At 63.0% G+C, this 17,829-nt stretch carries 18 protein-coding genes; 15 read left to right on the forward strand and 3 right to left on the reverse strand.

All coding sequences use genetic code 11. The features are described 5' to 3' along the window. Positions 1–6: 6 nt before the first annotated feature. From fdhF to AC2FM5_RS04225, 5 genes are all read left to right on the forward strand, one after another. Positions 7–2,790: a formate dehydrogenase subunit alpha gene (fdhF, locus tag AC2FM5_RS04205; protein WP_496734072.1), complete on the forward strand. Its 2,784-nt coding sequence runs from the start codon at positions 7–9 to the stop codon at positions 2,788–2,790. A gap of 117 nt (positions 2,791–2,907) precedes the next feature. Continuing rightward, complete coding sequence (locus AC2FM5_RS04210) at positions 2,908–3,696, forward strand: cyclase family protein (RefSeq protein ID WP_170595886.1); 789 nt, start codon at positions 2,908–2,910, stop codon at positions 3,694–3,696. Beyond that, the gene (locus AC2FM5_RS04215; protein WP_170357099.1) at positions 3,693–4,214 is read left to right on the forward strand and encodes a thioesterase family protein; all 522 of its coding nucleotides are present in this window, start codon (positions 3,693–3,695) and stop codon (positions 4,212–4,214) included. The genes AC2FM5_RS04210 and AC2FM5_RS04215 overlap by 4 nt, the downstream gene beginning before the upstream one ends. 85 nt (positions 4,215–4,299) lie before the next feature. Next, a complete protein-coding gene (locus AC2FM5_RS04220; RefSeq protein ID WP_244952316.1) occupies positions 4,300–4,518 on the forward strand; it encodes a YMGG-like glycine zipper-containing protein in 219 nt (72 codons plus the stop codon). Between the two features lie 41 nt (positions 4,519–4,559). Further along, positions 4,560–4,925 (forward strand): hypothetical protein, encoded by a 366-nt coding sequence (locus AC2FM5_RS04225; protein WP_170527640.1) that lies wholly within the window; start codon positions 4,560–4,562, stop codon positions 4,923–4,925. A 9-nt stretch (positions 4,926–4,934) separates the two neighbouring features. Here AC2FM5_RS04225 and AC2FM5_RS04230 read toward each other — a convergent pair whose 3' ends face one another. Beyond that, positions 4,935–5,129 carry a SlyX family protein gene (locus AC2FM5_RS04230; RefSeq protein ID WP_170357101.1) on the reverse strand — a complete coding sequence of 65 codons (195 nt, stop codon included), beginning with the start codon at positions 5,127–5,129 and terminating at the stop codon, positions 4,935–4,937. A 128-nt stretch (positions 5,130–5,257) separates the two neighbouring features. Between AC2FM5_RS04230 and hisS the strand changes: the two genes are divergently transcribed. From hisS to hisG, 3 genes are read left to right on the forward strand one after another with little or no spacing between them, the layout of a single operon-like run. Beyond that, positions 5,258–6,745, forward strand: coding sequence for a histidine--tRNA ligase (gene hisS / locus AC2FM5_RS04235; RefSeq protein WP_170390872.1), 1,488 nt, complete (start codon positions 5,258–5,260; stop codon positions 6,743–6,745). 3 nt (positions 6,746–6,748) lie between these two features. Next, the gene (locus tag AC2FM5_RS04240; protein ID WP_170524932.1) at positions 6,749–7,837 is read left to right on the forward strand and encodes an ATP phosphoribosyltransferase regulatory subunit; all 1,089 of its coding nucleotides are present in this window, start codon (positions 6,749–6,751) and stop codon (positions 7,835–7,837) included. Further along, positions 7,834–8,523, forward strand: a complete 690-nt coding sequence (gene hisG, locus AC2FM5_RS04245; protein ID WP_496734081.1) for an ATP phosphoribosyltransferase — start codon at positions 7,834–7,836, stop codon at positions 8,521–8,523. The genes AC2FM5_RS04240 and hisG overlap by 4 nt, the downstream gene beginning before the upstream one ends. A gap of 2 nt (positions 8,524–8,525) precedes the next feature. Here hisG and AC2FM5_RS04250 read toward each other — a convergent pair whose 3' ends face one another. Beyond that, positions 8,526–8,957 (reverse strand): DUF1489 family protein, encoded by a 432-nt coding sequence (locus tag AC2FM5_RS04250; protein ID WP_496734082.1) that lies wholly within the window; start codon positions 8,955–8,957, stop codon positions 8,526–8,528. A 129-nt stretch (positions 8,958–9,086) separates the two neighbouring features. Between AC2FM5_RS04250 and AC2FM5_RS04255 the strand changes: the two genes are divergently transcribed. From AC2FM5_RS04255 to rpsD, 3 genes are all read left to right on the forward strand, one after another. After that, entirely contained in the window at positions 9,087–11,369 is a 2,283-nt protein-coding gene (locus AC2FM5_RS04255; RefSeq protein ID WP_496734084.1) for an adenosylcobalamin-dependent ribonucleoside-diphosphate reductase, read from the forward strand. A gap of 294 nt (positions 11,370–11,663) precedes the next feature. Continuing rightward, positions 11,664–12,041: a hypothetical protein gene (locus AC2FM5_RS04260; RefSeq protein ID WP_170369696.1), complete on the forward strand. Its 378-nt coding sequence runs from the start codon at positions 11,664–11,666 to the stop codon at positions 12,039–12,041. A 196-nt stretch (positions 12,042–12,237) separates the two neighbouring features. Further along, positions 12,238–12,858: a 30S ribosomal protein S4 gene (rpsD, locus tag AC2FM5_RS04265; RefSeq protein WP_093964621.1), complete on the forward strand. Its 621-nt coding sequence runs from the start codon at positions 12,238–12,240 to the stop codon at positions 12,856–12,858. A gap of 67 nt (positions 12,859–12,925) precedes the next feature. Here the strand turns inward: rpsD and AC2FM5_RS04270 are convergent, their stop codons facing one another. Further along, a complete protein-coding gene (locus AC2FM5_RS04270; protein ID WP_170357109.1) occupies positions 12,926–13,387 on the reverse strand; it encodes an Lrp/AsnC family transcriptional regulator in 462 nt (153 codons plus the stop codon). A gap of 102 nt (positions 13,388–13,489) precedes the next feature. Here AC2FM5_RS04270 and AC2FM5_RS04275 point away from each other — a divergent pair, with 102 nt between their 5' ends. The 4 genes from AC2FM5_RS04275 to AC2FM5_RS04290 all read left to right on the forward strand — a co-directional run bounded on the left by AC2FM5_RS04275 (position 13,490) and on the right by AC2FM5_RS04290 (position 17,826). Beyond that, a complete protein-coding gene (locus tag AC2FM5_RS04275) occupies positions 13,490–14,905 on the forward strand; it encodes an aminotransferase class V-fold PLP-dependent enzyme (RefSeq protein ID WP_496734087.1) in 1,416 nt (471 codons plus the stop codon). A gap of 64 nt (positions 14,906–14,969) precedes the next feature. Beyond that, on the forward strand, positions 14,970–16,055 hold the full coding sequence (hisC, locus tag AC2FM5_RS04280) for a histidinol-phosphate transaminase (RefSeq protein ID WP_496734089.1): 1,086 nt from the start codon (positions 14,970–14,972) through the stop codon (positions 16,053–16,055). Then, positions 16,052–16,972, forward strand: coding sequence for a prephenate/arogenate dehydrogenase family protein (locus tag AC2FM5_RS04285; protein WP_496734091.1), 921 nt, complete (start codon positions 16,052–16,054; stop codon positions 16,970–16,972). Before hisC ends, AC2FM5_RS04285 begins: the two co-directional genes overlap by 4 nt. Beyond that, a complete protein-coding gene (locus AC2FM5_RS04290) occupies positions 16,969–17,826 on the forward strand; it encodes an extensin-like domain-containing protein (RefSeq protein ID WP_170371726.1) in 858 nt (285 codons plus the stop codon). Before AC2FM5_RS04285 ends, AC2FM5_RS04290 begins: the two co-directional genes overlap by 4 nt. The last annotated feature ends 3 nt before the right edge of the window (positions 17,827–17,829 follow it).

The raw sequence follows: 17,829 nt of genomic DNA on the forward strand, positions 1-17,829 counted from the left end.
ACAGCCATGCTTGACGCAAGCGAAACCAAGACCGTCACCTTCAACCTGAACGGCGAAGACGTGACCGTGCCTCAGGGCACCACGATCTGGGAAGCGGCCAACGGCAAGGGCCTGGTTATCCCGCACCTGTGCCACAAACCCGCGCCGGGCTATCGCCCTGACGGCAACTGCCGCGCCTGTATGGTGGAAGTCGAGGGCGAGCGCACGCTGGTCGCCTCGTGCATCCGTCCGGCGGCCGAGGGGATGGTGGTGAAAACCGACACCGACCGCGCCGAGAAATCCCGCGCGCTGGTGATGGAGCTGCTGGTGGCCGACCAGCCTGAGAAGCCGCACGATGCCTCCAGCCATTTCTGGGACATGGCCAAGCTGAACGATGTCAGCGACAGCCGCTTTCCGGCGAAGGAGCCCGAGAAGATCCCGCTGCTGGATGACAGCCATGTGGCGATGCGGGTCAATCTGGATGCCTGCATCAACTGCAACCTCTGCGTCCGCGCCTGCCGCGAGGTGCAGGTGAATGACGTGATCGGCATGGCCGGTCGCGGGCATACCGCGCAGGTGGTGTTCGATCAGAACGACCCGATGGGCGAGTCGACCTGCGTCGCCTGCGGCGAATGCGTTCAGGCCTGCCCCACCGGCGCGCTGATGCCGGCCACCGTGCTGGACGACCAGCAGCGCGGCGACAGCAAGGACTACGACAGCGAGACCGAAAGCGTCTGCCCCTTCTGCGGCGTGGGCTGCAAGGTCAGCCTCAAGGTCAAGGACGGCAAGGTCAAATATGTCGAGGGCATCAACGGCCCCGCCAACGAGGGCCGACTGTGCGTCAAGGGCCGGTTCGGGTTCGACTACATCCACCACCCGCACCGCCTGACCAAGCCGCTGATCCGGCGCGAGAATGCGCCACCCAAGGGGTTGAACGTCGATCCCGCCGACTGGAGCACCCATTTCCGTGAGGCAACCTGGGACGAGGCGCTGGATCTGGCCGCCAAAGGGCTGATGAAGCTGCGGGATGAGGATCCGCGCAGCGTGGCGGGCTTTGGCTCGGCCAAATGCACCAACGAAGAGGCCTATCTGTTCCAGAAGTTCATCCGCCAGGGCTTTGGCCACAACAACGTGGACCACTGCACGCGGCTGTGCCATGCCTCCTCGGTGGCGGCGCTGATCGAGAACGTGGGCTCGGGCGCGGTGACCGCGACCTTCAATGAGATCGAGAATGCCGATGTGGCCATCATCATCGGCGCCAACCCGATCGAGAACCATCCCGTCGCGGCCACCTATTTCAAGCAGTTCGCCAAGCGCGGCGGCAAGCTGATCGTGATGGACCCGCGCGGTGTGGGCATGCGTAAATTTGCGACCGAGATGCTGCAGTTCCGGCCGGGCGCCGATGTCTCGATGCTGAACGCGATCATGAATGTGATCGTCGAGGAAGAACTGTATGACAGCCAGTACATCTACCGCTGGACCGATAACTGGGAGGCCGAGAAGGAGCACCTGCGCCAGTTCACCCCCGAGAAGATGGCGCCGATCTGCGGCATCGAGCCTGATCAACTGCGCCGCGTGGCCCGGATTTTCGCCAGCGCCAAGGCGGGGCTGATCTTTTGGGGCATGGGCGTCAGCCAGCATATCCACGGTACCGACAATTCGCGCTGCCTGATCTCGCTGGCGCTGATGACGGGCAATGTGGGCAAGCCCGGCGCGGGTCTGCACCCGCTTCGGGGGCAGAACAACGTGCAGGGGGCGTCGGATGCCGGCCTGATCCCGATGTTCCTGCCCGATTATCAGTCGGTCACCGACGACGCCGTGCGGGCCAAGTTCAGCCAGGTCTGGAACTCGGGCGACTTCTCGAACGAGAAGGGCTTGACCGTGACCGAGATCATCGACCACGCCTATGCGGGCAAGATCAAGGGCATGTACATCCTGGGCGAAAACCCGGCCATGTCCGACCCCGACGTGAACCACGCCCGCGAGGCATTGGCCAAGCTGGACCTGATGATCGTGCAGGACATCTTCCTGACCGAAACGGCGAACTATGCCGACATCATCCTGCCGACCTCGGCGCTGTATGAAAAGAACGGCACGGTGTCGAACACCAACCGTCAGGTGCAGCGCGTGCGCCCCGCGGTGCCGCCGCCGGGCGAGGCGCGCGAGGATTGGGCGATCACCGTCGATCTGGCGCAGCGCATCGGGCTGAACTGGGATTACAAGGATGTCTCGCAGGTGTTCAACGAGATGAAGCTGACGATGGCTTCGCTGGACAACATCACCTGGGAGCGGCTCGAGACCGAGAGCATCACCTATCCGTCGCTGTCCGAGACCGATCCGGGCCAGTCCATCGTGTTCGGCGACGGCTTCCCGCGCCCGGATGGCCGTGCGAAGTTCACTCCGGCCAGCATCATCCCCCCGGATGAGGCCCCGGACGAGGAATTCCCCATGATCGCCACTACAGGGCGGCAGCTGGAACACTGGCACACCGGGTCCATGACCCGTCGTGCCAAGGTTCTGGACGCGGTCGAACCCGAGGCGAACTGTTCGATGAACCCGCGCACGCTCAAGCTGATGGGGATCGAGCCAGGCGAGATGGTGCGTCTGACCACCCGGCGCGGCTCGATCGAGATCATGGTGCGTGCCGACCGGGCGATCGTTGAGGACATGGTGTTCATCCCCTTCGCCTATGTCGAGGCGGCGGCGAACATCCTGACCAACTCGGCCATCGACCCCTATGGCAAGATCCCCGAGTTCAAGTTCTCGGCCATCCGCGTGGACAAGATCGAGGACGCCATCGCGGCCGAGTAACGACTGCCACCACTCACCAAAACCCTGAAAAGGCGGGCCTGCGTGCCCGCCTTTTTCTTGGCTTGACAGATGCTTGCAGCCAGCCAACCCTTGGGCCGCGCAATCCCGGAGGAGTTCATGGCCCGCCGTTTCGTCGATCTGTCCGTCCCGCTGGAATCCGGCATCGTGTCGGACCCGCCGATCATGCTGCCTCAGATCGAATACATGAGCCACGACCAGACGGCCGAGCAGGTGATGGCCTTTTTCCCCGGTCTGAAGAAAGAGGACCTGCCCGGCGGCGAGGGCTGGGCCATCGAACGTTTGCAGATCGCCACCCACAACGGCACCCACCTGGACGCGCCGTACCATCACCACTCGACCATGAACCGGGGCGAGCGGGCGATCACCATCGACGAGGTGCCGCTGGAATGGTGCATGAACCCGGGCGTGAAACTGGATTTCCGGCATTTCGAGGATGGTTACGTCGTCACCGCCGCCGATGTCGCGGCCGAGCTGAAGCGGATCGGGCATGACCTGCGACCGCTGGATATCGTCGTGGTCAACACCTCGGCCGGCACCTGCTATGGCCAGCCGGATTACCTGATGAAAGGCTGCGGAATGGGGCGCGAGGCCACGCTGTACCTGACCGAGCGCGGCGTGCGCGTGACTGGCACCGACGCCTGGAGCTGGGACGCGCCCTTTCCGCTGACCGCGCAGGAATACGCGGAAACACATGACCCCTCGATCATCTGGGAGGGGCATCGCGCGTCGATGGAGATCGGCTATTGCCACATGGAGAAGCTGACCAATCTGGAAAGCCTGCCGCCCACGGGGTTCGAGATCTCGTGCTTTCCGTTCAAGATCAAGGGCGCCTCGGCCGGGTTCATCCGCGCGGTGGCTATCTTCGAGGAGGAAGACGACGAATGACCCGGGAAAACGAGCCTTTGGGAGGCCATGACGGCCCGTACCCCGCACCGGTCGAAATCACCGGTTTCACGGTCCGGCCCGACTGGATCGACTATAACGGTCACATGAATGTGGGGTATTATGGCGTGGTGTTCGATCTGGCCTTTGAACGGCTGCTGGTCGATCATCTGGGCTTGGGCGAACCGCAGGTCGCGGCGCTGGAGCAGGGGCCGTACATCCTGCAGTCGCACCTGCATTTCCTGCGCGAGGTTCGCGAGGGCGAGGCGCTGGTGTTCCGGTTTCGGATGCTGGACGCCGATCACAAGCGTGGTCACTATTTTGCGCAGATGGTGTCGGCCGAGGATGGCGTGGTCTGTGCCACCCAAGAGGCCCTGGTCATGAATGTCAGCCACACAACAGGCCGGTCGGTACCCTATCCGGACTGGGCCGCGGCGCGGCTGGCGCGAATGGTGTCCGACCATGCCACATTGCCCCCCGAGCCGCAGATCGGCAGACCAATCGGCATTCGGCGCAAATAGCCTGGGGATGGCCTTAGTTGCCAGAATTCCAGGAGCGGGCTACGCTGACCATCCGGTTCGGGCTTGGTCACGGGAGGGCAACCAAATGTGGATCTTGAGGAAATGCGCGCAGGCGCCAGCCTGTATATTGGCGGCATCGCTGATCGTCTTGCCTGCGTCAGCTGCTTTGGCGGACAAGAAAAAGGAAGAAGATGCGCTGAAGGGCGCCCTGATTGGCGCCGGCGTCGGAGCGTTGATCGGAGATGGCAAAGGCGCGGCCGCAGGTGCGGTTGTCGGTGCCATCATTGGGGCAAACCGCAAGTGACGGGGGTGTCCAAGATTGACCGCCTTCAGAAAGGAGCCCTGATGCGACTGCTTGATTTCAAACCTGTTCTGGCTGGCTTGATCCTTATCCCGTCCATTGGCATGGCGGACGAGGCCGCCGACCAGATGGCGCAAGACGCACTTCCGCTAATGTACCATACCTGCGCGTCGGTCATCGAAGAGGCTGATGGGAATGATGAATACGTTTTCGACGTCGTCAGAAAGATGACCGCTCTTTCACTGTACAACCGTCAGGTTAATATCGAAGATTTTGCATCCTCGGACGAAGAAAAGGCCAAGCTGCGTGAGGCTTTTCTTTCAGCGTTGACCGAAGGTTGCGCAGGCGATGAGGATGCCCTGTTGGGTGGTGTCGTCGACGATGCCGTTAGATCAACGCTTGGGCTGTAGGGGCTGGGCTCAATAGTGCGGTGGGCGCTCGTCGCCCAGAATGACTCCGCCGGATCCTTCCTGCGCACGTTCGGCTTCGCGCTGCATCAACATCGCCACGCGGCGGGTCAGGCGGTCGATTTCGTCCTGCTGCTTGGCGACCACCATGCTCAGGTCATCCACGGTGCGGGTCAGATGGGCAATTTTTTCTTCCAGATGCTGCATCGCTGGGGCTCCTGTGATCTGGTGCGGTCATACCGCTGTGGCGCGCGCAATGCCAGCGCTGGCTTGCCCCGACCCAGACCATGGGATAGACCGCGCGCGCAAGTGATGAAATCCCAAGGACGCCCCACATGGCCAAGCCCAAGAAACAGCCCCGCCCCAAGGCCGTCACGCCGAAAGGGTTCCGCGACTATTTCGGCCAGGAAGTCACGCAGCGCACCGAGATGCTGCGGACGATTGCGGACGTCTATCATCGCTATGGGTTTGACGCGCTGGAAAGCAGCGCCGTGGAAACGGTCGAGGCGCTGGGCAAATTTCTGCCCGACGTCGATCGCCCGAACGAAGGCGTGTTCGCCTGGCAGGAGTTTGACGAGGGCGGCAACGGCGACTGGATGGCGTTGCGCTATGATCTGACAGCACCTTTGGCCCGGGTCTATGCCCAGCACCGCAACGACCTGCCCACGCCCTATCGCCGCTATGCGATGGGTCCGGTCTGGCGCAACGAAAAGCCGGGGCCGGGGCGGTATCGCCAGTTCTATCAGTGTGATGCGGATACTGTGGGTACGGCTAGTATGGCCGCCGATGCCGAAATCTGCGCCATGCTTTCCGACACGCTGGAGACCGTGGGCATCCCGCGCGGCGACTATGTGGTGCGGGTCAACAACCGCAAGGTCCTGAACGGCGTGCTAGAGGCCATGGGCCTCAGCACGGACGCGGCGGCGCGCGATGACGTTCTGCGCACCATCGACAAGTTCGACAAGGTGGGCGAGCAGGGCGTGCGCGAGTTGCTGACCAAGGGCCGGCTGGACGCCTCGGGCGCGTTCATCGATGGTGTGGGCCTGTCCGACGATCAGGCCGAGCCGGTGATCGCCTTCCTGACATCCAAGGCTGATGACGCCGCCGGAACGCTGGCTAACCTGCGCGCGGCCGTGGGCGACAGCAAGATCGGCGCCGAAGGCATCTCGGAACTGGAACAGATCGGCGAATTGCTAGCCGCGGGCGGTTATGGCGCCGATCGCATCCAGATCGACCCCTCGGTCGTGCGAGGGCTGGGATACTACACCGGTCCAGTCTACGAGGCCGAGCTGACCTTCGAGATCTTCGACGAAAAGGGCCGCAAGAGGCAGTTCGGGTCGGTCTCGGGCGGCGGGCGCTATGATGATCTGGTGAAGCGTTTCACCGGACAGGAAGTGCCCGCGACGGGTATCTCGATCGGGGTCGACCGGTTGTTGGCCGCGCTGCGCGAAAAAGGTCGGATCAAGTCACATGACACCGGGCCGGTCGTCGTGACCGTGATGGACCGGGACCGCATGGCCGACTATCAGGCGATGGTGGCCGAACTGCGCAATGCCGGCATCCGCGCCGAGGTTTACTTGGGCAACCCCAAGAATTTCGGCAATCAGTTGAAATACGCGGACAAGCGGAACTCGCCCGTCGCGGTGATCGAGGGCGGGGACGAGAAGGACCGTGGCGTGGTTCAGATCAAGGACCTGATCCTGGGCGCCAAGATCGCCGAGAGCGCCACGCTCGAGGAATGGAAGGAACGCCCCAGCCAGTTCGAGGTGCCGCGCGGTGATCTGGTCGCCAAGGTGCGCGAGATTCTGGACAGTCAGGACTGAGCCATGCCCAATCGATCCCAGATCCAGGCCCGGGCCGCGATGATGCGCGTGCGCTTCGAAGCCGCCGGGGCACAGGTCGTCGACACGCCGCTGCTGCAATCGGCCGAGACGCTGCTGGACCTATACGGCGAGGATATCCGCGCGCGCGCCTATGTCACCTCGGACGCGCTGCGCGGCGAACAGATGCTGCGCCCGGATTTCACCCTGCCGGTGGTGCAGATGCACATGCGCGACGGGGCCGAACCGGCGCGCTATACCTATTCGGGCGAGGTGTTCCGCCGTCAGGAACATGACCCCGACCGCGCCAATGAATACATCCAGGTGGGCTATGAGGTCTTTGACCGCGACGACCCGGCAGGGGCCGATGCCGAGGTGTTCTCGCTGTTTGCCCTGCAATTGCGGGGCCTGCCGCTGCGCGCGGCGACCGGCGACATCGGCATTCTGACCGCGGCCGTACAAGGCCTGCGCACCTCCGACCAACGCAAGGCCGCGCTGATGCGCCATCTGTGGCGTCCGCGCCGGTTCCGGTCTCTGCTGGACCGGTTCGCGGGCCGCAAGCCCGAGCCGGACCACCGCGCCGCTTTGCTCGGGGCGGCCGACCCGATGGCCTGCGACGCGCCGATGATCGGCAAGCGCCGGCCGGCCGAGATCGCCGCCCGTATCGACGCCCTGCGCGCCGACCGCGACACGCCGCCGATTTCCGACACGGAAATGGCCGGGCTGGATTCGTTGCTGGGCGTGCGCGAGACCATGCCCTATGCGCTGGAGCATCTGCGCGACATCGCCGTCGATCTGCCCCAGATCACCCCCGCCCTGGACCGGCTCGAGGCGCGGATTGCCGCCCTGCAGGCGCGTGGCGTTGATGTCAGCAAGCTGGATTTCGAGGCCTCGTATGGGCGCACCTCGATGGAGTATTACGACGGGTTCGTCTTCGGCTTCTACGCCGAGCGCCGCCCCGACCTGCCGCCCATCGCCACCGGCGGGCGCTATGACGCGCTGACGCGGCGGCTGGGCAACGGGGCCGAGATCCCGGCGGTGGGTGGCGTGCTGCGCCCCGACCTGATGCTGGAAATCGAGGAGGCGGGCCAATGACCCTGAAGCTGGGCGTGCCGTCCAAGGGGCGGCTGATGGAGAAAACCTTTGCCTGGTTCGCCCGCCACGGGATCGAGCTGTCGCGCGCCGGGTCCGACCGGGAATATGCCGGCAAGGTGGACGGGATCGAGGATGTCTCGCTGATCCTGCTGTCGGCTGGAGAGATCCCGCGCGAGCTGGCTGCCGGGCGGATTCACCTGGGCGTGACCGGCACTGACTTGGTGCACGAGAAACTTCCGCGCTGGGAACAGCAGGTCGAAGAAATCGCGCCGCTGGGCTTTGGCCAGGCCGATCTGGTGATCGCGGTTCCGGCCTGCTGGGTCGATGTCGAGACGCTGGATGATCTGGACGCCGCCGCCGCCGCCTTCCGCGCCGCGCACGGACACCGCCTGCGGATCGCCACCAAGTACCACCGTCTGGTGCGCGAGTTCCTGACCGATTCCGGGGTTGCCGACTATACGCTGGTCGACAGCCAGGGGGCGACCGAGGGCACGGTGATGAACGAAACCGCCGAGGCGATTGCCGACATCACCTCGACCGGTGAGACCCTGCGTGCCAACCACCTCAAGATCCTCTCGGATGGATTGATTCTGCAATCGCAGGCCACTTTGTGGCGCAGCCGGTTTGCGGAGTACGGGGCCACTGAAAAGGTCACTCTGGCAGAAGTGATGCGCCGTCTGGGCTGAGGTCAGAGCACGCCGATCTCGGCCAGCGCGCGGTTCAGATCCTCGGGCAGGGCGTCGTCCTGCGCGCGGCTTTCGGGCAGGTCTGCGGGGCTGTCCTCGGGTTTCAGATAGCGCCAGCCCTGAAACGGCCGTTTCTGCGCGCCCTGGGTGCGGTGGACCTGCGGGTCCAATACGATGGCGCAGCGGCGGATGCCATCCTCAGCCGTCACCTCGTCCAAACGCAAGATGCGCTGGCGGCACTGGATGACACCCTTGATGACCCAGAAGATCGATCCGCCGTTCAGAATCTCGGGTTCGCGCTTGGGCCACATGCGGGTGATGTGGCGGGGCAGGCCGTCCGCGAACCGCCGGCGATAGCTGTCCTGCCAGGCGATCAGGCTGTCAACGCTCTCGGACCCGACCGAGAGTTTCACGAGGTTGATGTACTTATCCACAGCTTTCCCACAGAGTCGTCCCACGGACCATCTTTATATTGTAGCTTACCGTTGCGCGCTATCAAGCTGTTGTGGTTCGGCGCTGGTTTGGTCTAATCTGGATGCCTCTTTCAAGACAGGGAATCACCAATGAGCCGCTTTGCCGCCCCCATCGCCGAGCAGATCTGGGACATGAAATACCGCTTCAAGAAGGCGGATGGCACGCCGATCGACAAGTCGGTCGAGGATACGTGGCGGCGGATTGCGCGCGATCTGGCACGGGTGGAAAAGGACCCCGCGCACTGGGAACAGAAGTTCTACGAGGCTCTTGAGGACTTCAAATACCTGCCCGCCGGGCGGATCACGGCCGGAGCAGGCACCGCGCGGCAAGTGACCCTGTTCAACTGTTTCGTCATGGGCACGATCCCCGACAGCATGGGCGGCATCTTCGACATGCTGAAAGAGGCCGCGCTGACCATGCAGCAGGGCGGGGGGATCGGCTATGATTTCTCGACCATCCGGCCGCGCGGCGCGGACGTACATGGGGTGGCCGCCGATGCTTCGGGGCCGCTGTCGTTCATGGATGTGTGGGACGCCATGTGCCGCACCATCATGTCGGCGGGCTCGCGCCGGGGCGCGATGATGGCGACGATGCGTTGTGACCATCCGGATATCGAACAGTTCATCACCGCCAAATCCGACCCGGCCCGCCTGCGCATGTTCAACATGTCGGTGCTGGTGACCGATGCTTTCATGGAGGCGGTCAAGGCCGATGCTTCGTGGGATCTGGTCTTTGACGGCAAGGTCTATCACACGGTGCAGGCCCGCGATCTGTGGAACAAGATCATGCAGGCCACCTATGACTATGCCGAGCCGGGCGTGATCTTCATCGACCGGATCAACCAGGCCAACAACCTGAGCTATGCCGAGACCATTGCCGCCACCAACCCGTGCGGGGAGCAGCCCCTGCCGCCCTACGGCGCCTGCCTGCTGGGCTCGATCAACTTGGCGCGGCTGGTGTCGGCGCCGTTCGAAGGCGCGGTCCATCTGGACGAGGCGGCATTGCAGGAGCTTGTCGCCACGGCCGTTCGCATGATGGACAACGTGGTGGATGCCTCGAAATTCCCGCTGCCGCAGCAGGCCGCCGAGGCGCAGGCCAAGCGCCGCATCGGCTTGGGCGTGACCGGACTGGCGGATGCTCTGTTGATGCTGGGCCTGCGCTATGGCTCGGACGAGGCGGCGCGTCAGACCGAGCGCTGGTTGCACGCGATCGCCCGCGCCGCGTATCTGGCGTCGGTCGACTTGGCCAGGGAAAAGGGGGCCTTTCCCCTGTTCGATGCCGAGAAATACCTGGCTAGCGGCACCATGCAGCAGATGGATGAAGATGTGCGCGAGGCCATCCGCGAGCATGGGATCCGCAATGCTCTGCTGACCTCGATCGCACCCACCGGGACGATCTCGCTGTATGCGGGTAACGTGTCGTCGGGGATCGAGCCGGTCTTTGCCTATGCCTACACCCGCAAGGTACTGCAGAAAGACGGGTCGCGCACCGAGGAAGAGGTCGTGGACTATGCCGTGCAGATGTGGCGCGACAAGTTCGGAGACGTCGAGCTGCCCGACTATTTCGTGAACGCCCAGACTCTGACCCCGGCCGAGCATGTCAAGATGCAGGCGGCCGCGCAGAAATGGATCGACAGCTCGATCTCGAAGACGATCAACTGCCCCGAGGACATCTCGTTCGATGCTTTCAAGGACGTGTACATGCAGGCCTGGGATATGGGCTGCAAGGGCTGCACCACCTATCGCCCGAATGATGTGACGGGTTCGGTGCTGACCGTATCGGAAAGCGACGACAAGGTGCCGGGTGAAAGCGCCGACGCGCCACACGAGGTGGACGGCGGCGACGTGATCTACATGTCCGAACCGCTGGACCGCCCGCAGTCACTTGAGGGTTCGACCTACAAGCTGAAATGGCCCGACAGCGAGCACGCGATCTATCTGACCATCAATGACATCGTCATCGGCGGCCGGCGGCGTCCGTTCGAGGTGTTCATCAACTCGAAGAACATGGAGCACTACGCCTGGACGCTGGCCCTGACCCGGATGATCTCGGCCGTGTTCCGGCGCGGTGGTGACGTGTCTTTCGTGGTCGAGGAGCTCAAGGCCGTGTTCGACCCGCGCGGCGGGGCATGGGTGCAGGGCAAGTACATCCCCTCGATCCTTGCAGCGATCGGCGGCGTGATCGAGCAGCATATGATCGCGATCGGGTTCCTTGAGGGGGAAGGGATGGGACTGAAATCCGACCCGCAGGCGCAGGTGGTCAACATGGATGCCCCACGCGGCAAGGCCTGCCCGTCCTGCGGTCAGTATGACATGGTGATGATCGAGGGCTGCATGACCTGCCGTAGCTGCGGACACTCGAAATGCGGTTGACGAGCGCCACATAACTGTCGTTAAAGTTGTATTGTGTTTCGCTGGAGTCTCAATTTGATTTGACTCTCCGGCAACATTCTCGTGAAAGCTGCAATTCCGTCTCTTTTCGGCCGGATTCATCAATGATACACCGCTAGTGTACGGGGTGATGAGTTTGAAAGGTCGGGCGGGCAGATGACAGCCGGGTATAACGGTCGCGTAGCAGTATTTTGGTCCCAGACGGAAATTGACGGGCTTGAAGCAGCGCCTGTGGCCGATTTGGCCATTGGAGCGTCTTGGTCGTGGCATGGGTGCATGACACGCTTGCCGGACTGTAACGCGGAATATTCCGTTCAGACTGGACATGATCAGGCGTTGATGGCGCTGGCTGGGCATGGCCCTGAAGCTGCAACGCTGAAGCCGATCGCCACGCTTGCAGTTATCTCATTGACGAATGGGGCGCAGACCTACGAGGCCGAGTTGACGTTGGTCGAGGGTCAGAAAGACGCGGTTTTTCTGTTCCAAAATGGCTGCCCCGCGCGGGGTCAGGACTTCTGGGTGTGCGCCGTCGAAGAATATGCCGAAGCAAGCCAATCGGATGCAGGCAATGTCGTTTCCTTCCCAACGCATCGCAGGTCGACGGAGCAAACGTTGGTTCTTGCGCCGCATTTGGCTGCGACCGCCGCTGAATAGACGGCCCATTCCTTGGGAACTATTTTTTCGTCCGCGCATCGCCGCGTGTTGACTCTGGTCTGTTCGCAGATATAAGCGCGGCTTCATTGGTGTTGGTGGCCCCCGCAAGGGGATGCCTGTCATGGGGGAAACCTCAAGAGGACAACGCCCTTCATAGTGGCCTATCAGGGCCTCGACCTTAAGAAGGAGATCAGCCGTGACCAAACGCACGTCTGCCAAGCACAAAATCGACCGCCGGATGGGCGAAAACATCTGGGGTCGCCCGAAATCCCCGGTCAACCGTCGTGAATACGGCCCCGGCCAGCATGGTCAGCGCCGCAAAGGCAAACTTTCGGACTTCGGTCTGCAGCTTCGCGCCAAGCAGAAGCTGAAAGGCTATTACGGCGACTTGACCGAGAAGCAGTTCCGCCGCATCTACGCCGAAGCCGTACGTGTGAACGGCGACACTGGTGAAAACCTGATCGGCCTGCTTGAGCGCCGTCTGGACGCTGTCGTCTACCGCGCCAAATTCGTGCCGACCGTGTTCGCCGCACGTCAGTTCGTGAACCACGGCCACGTCAAAGTGAACGGCAAGCGGGTGAACATCCCCAGCTACCGCGTCAAGGAAGGCGATGTGATCGAGGTCCGCGACAAATCCAAGCAACTGGCCGTCGTTCTGGAAGCCGTTGGCCTGGCCGAGCGTGATGTTCCGGATTACCTGGAAGTCGACCACTCGAAGATGACCGCGACCTTCGTGCGCACCCCGTCGCTGGGCGACGTGCCGTACCCGGTCATGATGGAACCGAACCTGGTCGTGGAATTCTACGCGAAGAACTGATCTTCGCAGACAGTTTTAGAAAACGGGCCGTACCTGCGAAGGTGCGGCCCTTTTTCATGGCAAGCACTCAGATCGGCAAAGGGCGGTCTTCTGCGATCGCCTCCATCGCGAAATACGAGGTCACGCTGTCCAGTTCGACCTTCTCGATCAGGCGCTGATAGACTTTGTCGTAGGTCGCCATATCCTGTGTCACGACCCGTAGCTGATAGTCGTAGTCGCCGCCGATACGGTGGAAATCCACGACTTCCGGAATGGTCAGGACATGGCTGCGAAAGGCCTGCAGCCACTCGGCCGAGTGGTGACGCGTGCGCAGCATCACGAAGACCACCAGGTTCAGCCCCAGTTTTTCGCGCATGATCCGAGCTGTCGACCCTGTCAGGACGCCTGCATCGTTCAGCGCCTTCAACCGCCGCCAGCAGGCGTTTTGCGACAGGCCGACTCGCTCGGCCAGTTCGCGCTGGGAAAGGGTTGCGTCCTTTTGCAGTTCGCGCAGGAGGCGCTTGTCAATTTGATCTATCTTTTCATTCATTTCAGATCATATGACCCAAAATTCTTATAATTCAAGCAAAGATAGGTGAAGTTTACTCAGCTCAAGTAGATCATATTGGAAGTGCAATATGGAGCCAATGACATGACCCTGTCCCATTTTCGTGCAGAAATCCAAGCCGCCACTCACAATTCGACCCTGCGCGACGGGCTGATCGGAGAGAACGTTCTGATCCCGGGTCTGCATGGGGACGTGCCGCTTGTGTACGCGGACTACGTTGCCTCGGGCCGCGCATTGCGGCAGGTCGAGGATTTTGTGGCCCAGCATGTGTTGCCTTTCTATGCGAACAGCCACACCGAGGCCTCCTATTGCGGTTCCTACATGACGCGACTGCGCCGCGAGGCGCGCGCGGAAATAGCCCGCATCGTTGGCGCGAGGGGAGATGACGCGGTGATCTTCACCGGGTCCGGTGCCACTGCGGGGCTCAACCGGCTGGTCAGTTTGATGGGAGTGCAAGAGGCTGACCGGCCGGTTGTCTTGATTGGTCCGTACGAGCACCATTCGAACATCCTGCCCTGGCGCGAGAGCAAGGCGCAGGTCATCGAGATCCCCGAAGGCCCCGAGGGCGGGCCGGACATGGCGGTGCTGGAACAGACGCTGATCGAGCATTCGGATTCGGATCTGGTGATCGGGTCATTCTCGGCGGCGTCGAATGTCACGGGCGTGATCACCGACCCTGATCCGGTGACGCGGCTGCTGAAACGGCACGGGGCGCGCGGGGTCTGGGATTATGCCGGGGGCGGGCCCTACCTGCCGATGGATATGGGGCCGGACGATGCGCGCAAGGATGCCATCGTCGTGTCTCCGCACAAGTTTCCGGGCGGGCCGGGGGCTTCGGGCGTTCTGATCGTGAACCGGGGCGCCGTGCGCCGTACCTGTCCTAGTTGGCCGGGCGGGGGCACGGTCAGCTTCGTTTCGCCCTGGCGCCACGACTACAGCACCGATCTGGCCACCCGCGAAGAGGCCGGAACCCCGAACGTGATCGGAGATATCCGCGCGGCGCTGGCCTTTATCGTCAAGGATGCCGTGGGTACCGACGAGATCGCCCGGCGCGAGGCGCTGTACAACCGCATGGCGCTGGATGGGTGGCGTGACAACCCGAACCTGACCCTGCTGGGGGTGGACCATCCTCACCGCCTGCCGATCTTTTCCTTCCTGGTGCGCGACAACACCGGGCAGCCGGTACACCAACAGCTGTTCACACGGATGCTCAGCGACATCTACGGCATTCAGGCGCGCGGCGGGTGTGCCTGCGCGGGCCCCTATGCGCATCGGCTGCTGGGCATCGACAAGGCGGCCTCAGAGGCGCTGCACGCGGCGTTGTCGGCCGGAGAAGAGATGAAGAAACCGGGTTGGGTGCGGCTGAACTTCTCGTACATGATGACCGAGGACACGGTTCAGTTCATCATCGACAGCGTCAACGACCTATCGCGCCGCACGCAGGAATACGCCCCGTTCTACGCCGCCGATCCGGCAACCGCCCGCTTCAAGGCGGCGTGACGGAATTGCCGCTTTTCCCAAGGCTTTGAGACCTGTATGAGGGGCGCAAGCAACGGAGCCCCTCATGAACAAGATCATCCCGCAACCCGGCATCATGGACATCGCGCTGTATCAGGGCGGCCAGTCGCATGTCGAGGGCGTGGAAAACGTCATCAAGCTGAGTTCCAACGAAAACCCTTTTGGCCCCAGCCCCAAGGCGATCGAAGCCGTGCGCGACAGCGCCACGATGCTGCATCGCTATCCGGTGACCGATCACTACAACCTGCGCGCGGCGATCGGCGAGCGGCACGGGCTGGACCCCGACCGGATCATTTGTGGCGTGGGGAGTGACGAGGTGCTGCAATTCGTGGCCCAGGCCTATGCCGGGCCGGGCGACGAGGTGATCCATACCGAGCATGGATTCTCGATGTATCCGATCATCGCCCGCATGGCCGGCGCGACTCCGGTCGAGGTGCCCGAGCGCGAGCGCAAGATCGATGTCGATGCGATCCTGGCCGCGGTGACCTACCGCACCCGGATCGTGTTCGTGACCAACCCGGGCAATCCGACCTCGACCATGATCTCGGACGCCGAGCTGACGCGCCTGGCCGAGGGCCTGCCGCAGACTTGCCTGATGGTTCTGGATGGCGCCTATGCGGAATTCGTGCCGGGATTTGACGGCGGCGCCGGTCTGGTGGACCGGTTCGACAACGTGATCATGACCCGGACCTTCTCGAAGATTTACGGGCTGGGCGGGATGCGGGTCGGCTGGGGCTATGCGCATCGCGAAATCATCGACGTGCTGAACCGCGTGCGCCAGCCCTTCAACCTGTCGCTGACGGCCATCGCCGCGGCCGAGGCCGCCGTGGCGGATGTGGAATATGTCGAGTTCTGCCGGGCCGAAAACGCCCGCCTGCGCGAATGGCTGTCGGCCGAGCTGGCCAAGATCGGCGTTCCGTCCGATCCGTCCTGCACCAATTTCATCCTTGCGCGTTTCGCGGATCAGGCCGAGGCCGAGGCCTGCGACGCCTATCTGCAATCGAAAGGTTTGATCGTGCGCCGGGTTGCGGGCTACAAGCTGCCCAACGCGCTGCGGATCACCGTGGGCGACGAAAAGGCCTGTCGCCGCGTGGTTGCGGCCATCACCGCGTTCAAAGGGGGCGCCGCATGAGCCAGATCTATGACCGCGTGGCGCTGATCGGGTTGGGTCTGATCGCCTCGTCGATGTACTGGGCGATCAAGCGCGCCGGGCAGGCGGGCGAGGTGACCGGCTATGCCCGGTCCGAGGCCACCCGGGACACCGCGCGGCGCATCGGTCTGTGCGACCGGGTCTGCGACACCGCGCAAGAGGCGGTCGAGGGTGCCGATCTGGTCGTGCTCTGCGTGCCGGTGGGCGCAATGGGCGCCGTCGCCAAGGACATCGCGCCGGTGCTCAAGCCCGGCGCAACCGTGTCGGATGTCGGTTCGGTCAAGCGGCACGTCATTGAAGACGTTGGCCCGCATATTCCTAAAGGCGTGCATTTCGTGCCCGCCCACCCGCTGGCCGGGACCGAGCATTCCGGCCCCGAATCCGGTTTTGCCGAGCTGTTCGACAACCGCTGGTGCCTGCTGGTTCCGGTTGAAGGGTCTGATCCCGAGGCCATCGCCCGCTTGCGCGCCTTGTGGGAAGGGATGGGATCCAATGTCGACGAGATGGATGCCGATCACCATGATCTGGTTCTGGCCGTCACCAGCCACGCGCCGCACCTGATCGCCTATACGATGGTGGGCGTCGCCGACGACCTGCGGCGCGTCACCGACTCCGAGGTCATCAAGTACTCGGCTGCCGGTTTCCGCGATTTCACCCGGATCGCGGCCTCGGACCCGACCATGTGGCGCGACGTGTTCCTGACCAACAAGGATGCGACGCTGGAAATCCTCGGCCGTTTCACCGAAGAGCTGTTTGCCCTGCAGCGCGCGATCCGCACGGGCGACGGTCAGCACCTGTTCGACTATTTTACCCACACCCGCGCAATCCGGCGCGGCATCATCGACGCGGGTCAGGACACCGACGCTCCTGATTTCGGGCGCGTAAAGGCCAAGTCATGAAACTGATCAAAGGCAAAGCTCTGACGGTTATAGCGATGGTATGGGCCGGCGCAGCCACTGCATCGGCCCCCGACACATCACCGGTTCCGGTTGCGCGGCCATCCCCGGTGTCAGAGCTGGTGCAGGCCGCTTATGTCCCGGCAAGTCCGGCGACGCCGATCGCTGTACCAGCGAAGATGCGACCCGTGGTGCGGCCCGTATCCCCTCAGGTGCTGGCCGTGGCAGCGCGCCCGGCCGACCTTCCGCTGCTTGGACCGGATACCTCGCTCAAACCCTATCTGCGGCCCGAGGCGTTGGAACAGCAAGTCCTGTTCAAAAAGCGAAAACTGCGCAAAGGATCGGTGTGCGGTGACATCGCCATTCAGGGCAAGGCCGTGGGCTCGGTTCCCGGCAAGATCAAAGCCTGCGGGATCAAGGATGCCGTCCAGATCACATCGGTGTCAGGCGTGGTTCTCAGCCGCCCATCGACGATGGATTGCGGCACGGCGATCGCATTGAACAAATGGGTCGACAAGACCGTCAAACCGACGTTCAAACGGCGCGGTCCAGTTGTCGAATTGCAGGTTGCTGCGCATTACGCTTGCCGTACCCGGAACAACCGGAAAGGTGCCAGGATCTCGGAACATGGCAAGGGTCGGGCCATTGATATCTCGGGGTTCAAAATGGCCGATGGCGAGGTGGTGACGGTTCTGGACGGTTGGCGCAAGAACCCCTCGAAGAAACAGCTGACCAAGATCTGGCGCGGAGCGTGCGGGCCCTTCGGCACGGTTCTTGGTCCGAATTCAGACCGCTATCATCAGAACCATTTCCACCTCGATACCGCCCGTTACCGCAGCGGACCCTACTGCCGCTAAGGT

The sequence above is a fragment of the Ruegeria sp. BHSA162 genome, from assembly GCF_059613385.1.